The 6,935-nt window shown below is 74.1% G+C and carries 8 protein-coding genes; 5 read left to right on the plus strand and 3 right to left on the minus strand.

From position 1 onward, the window contains the following. Positions 1–185, plus strand: a 185-nt coding sequence (locus GTW08_RS27635) for a hypothetical protein (protein WP_161152728.1), incomplete at its 5' end; no start/stop codon positions are given. A 63-nt stretch (positions 186–248) separates the two neighbouring features. Here the strand turns inward: GTW08_RS27635 and GTW08_RS27640 are convergent. Then, positions 249–1,994, minus strand: a complete 1,746-nt coding sequence (locus GTW08_RS27640; protein WP_073578139.1) for a proline--tRNA ligase — start codon at positions 1,992–1,994, stop codon at positions 249–251. Positions 1,995–2,060: 66 nt separating this feature from the next. Here GTW08_RS27640 and GTW08_RS27645 point away from each other — a divergent pair, with 66 nt between their 5' ends. Beyond that, on the plus strand, positions 2,061–2,483 hold the full coding sequence (locus GTW08_RS27645) for a PPOX class F420-dependent oxidoreductase (protein WP_073578140.1): 423 nt from the start codon (positions 2,061–2,063) through the stop codon (positions 2,481–2,483). Positions 2,484–2,529: 46 nt separating this feature from the next. On the opposite strand, the gene GTW08_RS27650 is transcribed toward GTW08_RS27645, so the two are convergent. Together GTW08_RS27650 and GTW08_RS27655 are read right to left on the minus strand one after the other, a co-directional pair. Further along, positions 2,530–3,666 (minus strand): homoserine O-acetyltransferase MetX, encoded by a 1,137-nt coding sequence (locus GTW08_RS27650; protein ID WP_073578279.1) that lies wholly within the window; start codon positions 3,664–3,666, stop codon positions 2,530–2,532. A 25-nt stretch (positions 3,667–3,691) separates the two neighbouring features. Continuing rightward, complete coding sequence (locus GTW08_RS27655) at positions 3,692–5,002, minus strand: bifunctional o-acetylhomoserine/o-acetylserine sulfhydrylase (RefSeq protein ID WP_073578141.1); 1,311 nt, start codon at positions 5,000–5,002, stop codon at positions 3,692–3,694. Positions 5,003–5,278: 276 nt separating this feature from the next. Here GTW08_RS27655 and yaaA point away from each other — a divergent pair, with 276 nt between their 5' ends. Genes yaaA through GTW08_RS27670 form a run of 3 tightly spaced genes read left to right on the plus strand, consistent with a single transcriptional unit; the run spans position 5,279 to position 6,537 of the window. Then, positions 5,279–6,028, plus strand: coding sequence for a peroxide stress protein YaaA (gene yaaA, locus GTW08_RS27660; RefSeq protein ID WP_073578142.1), 750 nt, complete (start codon positions 5,279–5,281; stop codon positions 6,026–6,028). Positions 6,029–6,067: 39 nt separating this feature from the next. Beyond that, entirely contained in the window at positions 6,068–6,394 is a 327-nt protein-coding gene (locus GTW08_RS27665) for a hypothetical protein (protein WP_073578143.1), read from the plus strand. Continuing rightward, complete coding sequence (locus GTW08_RS27670; protein ID WP_161152729.1) at positions 6,394–6,537, plus strand: hypothetical protein; 144 nt, start codon at positions 6,394–6,396, stop codon at positions 6,535–6,537. Before GTW08_RS27665 ends, GTW08_RS27670 begins: the two co-directional genes overlap by 1 nt. The last annotated feature ends 398 nt before the right edge of the window (positions 6,538–6,935 follow it).

Here is a 6,935-nt window from a genome sequence, read left to right on the forward strand (position 1 = left end):
CCGGCGGGTGCCGCGCCACCGACGGCGCGGTCGGTGTGCTGGCGGTCCCCCGCACCCAGGCCCGGGACGGGTCGGTCGGCGTCGCGATGCTGGTCGTCGCTGCGGATGCGGGCGGCGGTCCGGGCGACGCGGTACCCCGCTCGGCCCTCACCGACCTCGCCGCCTCGGCGGTCCGCCCCGGCTGACCGGAGGAACGCACGGAGCGGGCCTCTCCGGCGAGGGACCCGCCCGTGCGGTGGCGGTGCCGCTCAGGCCCCGCGGACGATCCCCGCGACGAGCTCGGCGGCACCGGCGCGGTCGATCTCGCTCCGCTCGCCGGTGGCGCGGTCCTTGAGCTCCAGCTTCCCGTCGGCGAGCCCCCGCCCGACGACGACGATCGTCGGCACGCCGATCAGCTCGGCGTCGGCGAACTTCACGCCGGGGCTCGCCTTGCGGTCGTCGAGCACGACCGACAGGCCCTGGGCCTCCAGCTCGGCGGCGACGGCCTCGCCGCCCGCCAGCAGCTCCGCGGACTTGCCCGCGACGACGAGGTGCACGTCGAACGGCGCCACCGACCGCGGCCACACCAGGCCGGAGCCGTCGTGGGACTGCTCGGCGATCGCGGCGACCAGCCGGGAGACACCGATGCCGTAGGAGCCCATCGTGATCCGGACCGGCTTGGAGTCCGGGCCGAGCGCGTCGAGGGAGAAGGCGTCGGCGTACTTGCGGCCGAGCTGGAAGATGTGCCCGATCTCGATGCCGCGGGCGGCCTCCAGCACGCCGGTGCCGTCCGGGGACGGGTCCCCGGCGCGGACCTCGGCGGCCTCGATCGTGCCGTCCGGGGTGAAGTCGCGGCCCGCGACGAGGTCGACGACGTGGTGGTCGGCCTTGTCCGCGCCGGTGACCCAGGCGGTGCCGGTGACGATCCGCGGGTCCACGAGGTAGCGGACGCCGTTCGCGGCGAGCGCGCCCGGCCCGATGTAGCCCTTGACCAGGAACCCGTTGCGGGCGAAGTCGGCCTCGTCGAGCAGCGCCACCTCGGCGGGCTCCAGCGACGCCTCCAGGCGCTTCATGTCGACCTCGCGGTCGCCGGGGACGCCGATCCCCAGCAGCTCCCACTCGTCCGCGCCGGGCTGCCGGGTCTTCACCAGCACGTTCTTCAGCGTGTCGGCCGCGGTGAAGGTGCGCTCGGTGTGCGCGTTGAGGAAGGTCACCAGCGACTCGATGGTCGGGGTGTCCGGCGTGTGGTGCACCTGCGCGGCGGGCAGCCCGTCGAGCGGGACCGCGGGGGGCGCGGGCGTGGTGACGGCCTCGACGTTGGCCGCGTAGCCGCCGGGACCGCGGACGAAGGTGTCCTCGCCGGTCTCGGACTCGGCGAGGAACTCCTCCGACGCCGAGCCGCCCATCGCACCCGAGGTCGCGGACACGATCACGTAGCGCAGCCCGAGCCGGTCGAAGATCTTCACGTAGGCGTCGCGGTGCTTGCGGTAGGACTCCGACAGTCCCTCGTCGGTGAGGTCGAAGGAGTAGGAGTCCTTCATGAGGAACTCGCGGCCGCGCAGGATGCCCGCGCGGGGGCGCTCCTCGTCGCGGTACTTGTTCTGGATCTGGTAGAGGATGACCGGGTAGTCCTTGTAGGACGAGTACTCGCCCTTGACCGCGAGGGTGAACAGTTCCTCGTGGGTCGGGCCGAGCAGGTAGTCGCCGCCCTTGCGGTCCTTGAGGCGGAACAGGTTCGGGCCGTACTCGGTCCACCGGTTCGTCGTCTCGTAGGGCTCGCGCGGCAACAGCGCCGGGAACTGGATCTCCTGGCCGCCCATGGCGTCCATCTCCTCGCGCACCACCTTCTCGACGCGGCGGAGCACCGTGAGACCGAGCGGCAGCCAGGAGTACACGCCCGGGGCCACGCGACGGACATAACCGGCGCGGACCAGCAGCTTGTGGCTGGGTACCTCCGCGTCGGCCGGGTCCTCACGCAGGGTGCGCAGGAACAGCGACGACATCCGGGTCAACACCTGCAGAAGGGTAGCGAGGGACCCCGGAGCCGCTCATCCCGGTTCCGGAGCGGGCAGACTCGGGGCATGGGAGACGAACAGCACGAGCTGCTCGCGGGGGCACGCCAGGGCGTCCTCGCGACGATCAAGCGCAGTGGCATGCCCCAGCTGTCGCCGGTGACGCCGTACTACGACCGCGCGGCCGGGACGGTGCAGGTGTCGATGACCGAGGGGCGGGCGAAGACCGCGAACCTGCGGCGGGACCCGCGGGCGGCGCTGTCGGTGGAGAGCACCGACGGCCGCTCCTGGGCGACGGCCGAGGGCCCGGTCGAGCTCGTCGGTCCCGACGACTCGCCCGACGGACCGGCCGTGCAGGCGCTGGTCGACTGGTACCGCGCCGCCGCCGGGGAGCACCCGGACTGGGACGAGTACCGCGAGGTCATGGTCCGGGACCGGCGGGTGCTGATGACGATGCGGGTGCAGCGCGTCTACGGGGAGAACCTGGGCTGACGGCGTTCCGGCCGTGGCCGCGCCCGGTGGACGCGGTCCCGGCGGCTCAGACCGCCTCGTCCAGCAGCTCGGCCAGCAGCCGGGCCACCGTCGGCGTCTCCACCAGGAACCCGTCGTGCCCGTACGGCGAGTCGATCACCTTGAGCGGGTCGGCGCGCGGGATGCCGTCGGCCAGCTCCTGCTGGTCGGCGAGCGGGTAGAGCCGGTCGGAGGTGACCCCGGCGACGTAGGTGCGGGCGCTCACCCGCGACAGCGCCGCGGTCACCCCGCCCCGGTCGCGGCCGACGTCGTGGTGGTTCATCGCCTGGGTCAGCCGCACGTAGGACGCGGCGTCGAAGCGGTGCACGAGCTTGTGCGCGTGGTGGTCCAGGTAGGACTCCACGGCGTAGCGGCCGCCGTCGAGCGGGTCCTCGCCCGGCTGCGGGCCGCGGCCGAAGCGGGTCGCCAGCTCGTAGCCCGAGCGGTAGGACAGGTGCGCGATCCGGCGGGCCACGCCGAGTCCGCGCCACGGCCCCTCCGGCGTGTCGTGGTAGTCGCCGCCGTGCCAGTGCGGGTCGCCGGTGATCGCCTGGATCTGCGGGCTCGCCCAGCCGATCTGGTCCGCCGTCGACGCCGCGGGCCCGGCGAGCAGGAACAGCCGCCGTACCCGGTCGGGCTCGGTGGCCGCCCACTCCAGGGACCGCATGGACCCCATCGAGCCGCCGATCACGCAGGCGAACGCGTCGATGCCGAGCGCGTCGGCCAGGTACTGCTCGGCGACGACCGTGTCCCGCACGGTGACCGTCGGGAACCGGCTGCCCCAGGTCCGCCCGTCCGGCGCGCGGGACGCCGGACCGGTGCTGCCCTGGCAGCCGCCGACCGCGTTCGGCGCGACGACGAACCAGCGGGCCGGGTCCAGCGGGCCGCCCGGCTCGATCAGCCCGGGCCACCAACCGGACGTCGGGTGCCCGGGGCCGGCCGGACCCTCCAGGTGCGCGTCGCCGGTGAGGGCGTGCAGGACGAGGACGGCGTTGGAGCCGTCCGGCGCGAGCTCGCCCCAGGTCTCGTAGGCCAGGCGCACGCCCGGCAGCTCCCCGCCGGCCGCCAGCTTCAGCGGCGCGGGCAGGTCGAGGAAGTGGCGGCGGCCGGGGTCGTCCCCCTCCCGCCAGGCGCCGCTGGCGGGAGGGAGCTCGAAGTCGTTCACGGACACCAGGTAATCAGATCCGCTCTCAGGCGCCCTTCGCGGCGCGGAAACCGGCGTCCAGGTCGGCCTTGAGGTCCTCGATGCCCTCGAGGCCCACCGACAGCCGGACCAGGCCCGGGGTCACGCCGGAGGCGAGCTGCTCCTCCGCGGAGAGCTGGCTGTGCGTGGTCGACGCCGGGTGGATGACCAGGCTGCGGACGTCGCCGATGTTGGCGAGGTGGCTGTGCAGCTCGAGGGCGTTCACGAACTTCTTGCCCGCCTCGACACCGCCCCGCAGCTCGAAGGCCACGATCGCGCCGCCGCCCTTGGGCAGGTACTTCTGCTGGAGGGCGTGCCACGGGCTGGACGGGAGACCGGCGTAGTGGACCTGCTCCACCTCGTCGCGGGCCTCGAGCCACTCGGCCAGCGCCTGGGCGTTCTGGTTGTGCCGGTCCATCCGCAGCGACAGCGTCTCGATGCCCTGGATGATCAGGAACGCGTTCTGCGGGGAGATCGCCGGGCCGAGGTCGCGCAGCAGCTGCACACGGGCCTTGATGATGTAGGCGATCGGGCCGACGGCGTCGGTGAACACCGCGCCGTGGTAGCTCGGGTCCGGGCTGGTCAGGCCGGGGAACCTGTCCTTGTTCGCGACCCAGTCGAACGTCCCGGAGTCGACGATGATGCCGCCGACCGAGGTGCCGTGGCCGCCGAGGAACTTGGTCAGTGACTCGACGACGATGTCGGCGCCGTGCTCGATCGGCCGCACCAGGTACGGGGTCGGGACGGTGTTGTCGACGATCAGCGGGACCCCGGCGTCGTGCGCGACACCGGCGACGGCGGCGATGTCGAGGATGTTGCCGCGCGGGTTGCCCAGCGTCTCGCCGTAGAGGGCCTTGGTGTTCGGCCGGATCGCGGCCTTCCACTCCTCCAGGTCGTCGGGGTCCTCCACGAAGGTGACCTCGATGCCCATCTTCGGGAAGGTGTAGTGGAACTGGTTGTAGGTGCCGCCGTAGAGCGAGGCGCTGGAGACGATGTGGTCCCCGGCCTCGGCGATGTTCTGGACCGCGAGCGCCTGCGCGGCCTGCCCGGACGCGACGGCCAGGGCCGCGGCCCCGCCCTCCAGCGCGGCGACGCGCTGCTCCAGCACGTCCTGGGTGGGGTTCATGATCCGCGTGTAGATGTTGCCGAACTCGGCGAGCCCGAACAGGTTCGCGGCGTGGTCGGTGTCGCGGAAGACGTAGGACGTCGTCTGGTAGATCGGCGTGGCCCGGGCGTTCGTGGTCGGGTCGGGTGCGGCGCCGGCGTGCACCTGCTTGGTCTCGAACGACCAGTTGGCGGTGGTGTCGGGGTCGGTCACGGTGGGACTCCTCTTCGGGTCGACCGCCGGTGTGAGCGTGCCGAGGCGGGCCGGGCCCGGGTCGGTCGATCGCGGCGGTGGAGGGGCTGTGGCGGGGCGGACGCGTGCGTGGGCCCTCGGACGAGCGCGGGTCAGCGGCAGGGGCGACAGGCCGCGCTCGTGATCCGCATGCAGTCGACGTGGATGCGCGCCACCAGGCAGGTCACGGGCCCGAACCTAGTGCGGTCCCCCGGCGGGCACAACGGCCGCGCGCGGCGATCACTAGTCTGATGCGCCGTGCTCGTCCTGCTGCCGCCCTCGGAGACCAAGCGTGACGGCGGCGACGGCCCGCCGCTCGACCTCGCCGGGCTCTCCCACGACGCCGACCTCGGCCCCGTCCGCACAGACCTCTGCGACGAGCTCGTCGCACTGGCAGGCGACCGTCCGGCCGCGCGCGCCGCGCTCGGGGTGTCGCAGCGCCAGGACGCCGAGATCGACCGCAACGCCGCGCTGCGCACGAACCCGACGCTGCCCGCGCTGGACCGCTACACCGGGGTCCTCTACGACGCCCTCGACTCCGGCTCCTTCACCCGCGCCACCCGGGACCGGGCCCGATCCCGGCTCGCGGTGTGCTCGGCGCTGTTCGGACTGCTCGGGGCCGACGACCCGATCCCGCCCTACCGGCTCTCGGCGGGCTCGAAGCTGCCCGGCTCGGGCACCCTGGCCGCGCGCTGGCGCCCGGCGCTCGACCCGCTGCTGGCCCGCATCGCCGACGGCGAGCTCGTCGTCGACCTCCGCTCCGGCGGCTACGCCGCGCTCGGGACGGTCCCCGGCGCGGTGACGGTGAACGTGCTGGCCCGGCGACCGGACGGGAGCCGGTCGGTCGTCAGCCACCACAACAAGTCGCACAAGGGAGGCCTGGCCCGGCTGCTGGCGACCTCCCGGGCCGAGCCCGCCGACGCCGGCGCGGTGGCCCGGATCGCGCGGCGGGCGGGACACGTCGTCGAGCGCGACGGCGACCACCTGGATCTCGTCATCCCGGCCTGAACCCCGGACACCGAGTCGGACATACGGCATGATCCGGGCATGGTCGAGCAGCTGAACCTGTGGGTCGCCGCCCTGCACCCGGTGTGGCAGTTCCTGGCGGTGTTCGTGATCGGCGTGGTGCCGTTCCTGGAGTCCTACACGGGCACGCTGGTCGGGACGGTCACCGGCATGCCGGTGCTCCTCGCCGCCGCCGGGGCGATCGCGGGCAACGTGCTGGCCCTGGTCGTCGCGGTGCGGCTGGGCGACCGGGCCCGGCGGGGACTCGGCCGCCGCGCGTCGCGGCCGCCGTCGGAACGGCGGCAGAAGGTGACCGCCCGGGTGGACCGCTACGGCGTCCCGGTCGCCTCGCTGCCGGCCCGACCCTGATGGCGATCTCGGTGACCGCGTTCGGGATGGTCGCTGCCGGACTGGACCGGCGGCAGGTCGTGGTCTGGCAGGTCGTGGCCGTCGTGGTGTGGGCGGCGCTGTTCGCCGCGATCGGGCTCGGCGCACTCAGCGCCTTCGGCTGAGCGCAGGGTCCGCGCGGCACGGAAAACCGGTGGCGGGCCGGGACGGCGTCCGGCAGGGTCGCCACCGGCCGGAGGGACCGGTGGCGCGGCAGGGCCGCGCGGTGCGAGCGGGGAGGTGCGTACCGATGGCCGTCCGTCGTGTCCGGGTGCGCAGCGCGTGCCCGCCCGCACCGTCCCCGTCGCGCGGCACGACCGGTCCCTGAGGACCGGCTCCGCGCGGCACCCCCTGCCGCCTCCGGAGCCGCACGTGTACTCCTCCGACCGTCCCGATCCCGTCCGCCGTCGCCGCCGTTTCGACGACGACGAGCCCCGCCCCCGTCCCGGCCGCGCCGACACCGCCGCGCTCGCCCTGGACGGCCGGGCCGGGCACGACCCCGACACCGCCGAGGTCCCCGGCG

Source organism: Pseudonocardia sp. SID8383, from assembly GCF_009864975.1.
Lineage (GTDB): Bacteria > Actinomycetota > Actinomycetes > Mycobacteriales > Pseudonocardiaceae > Pseudonocardia > Pseudonocardia alni.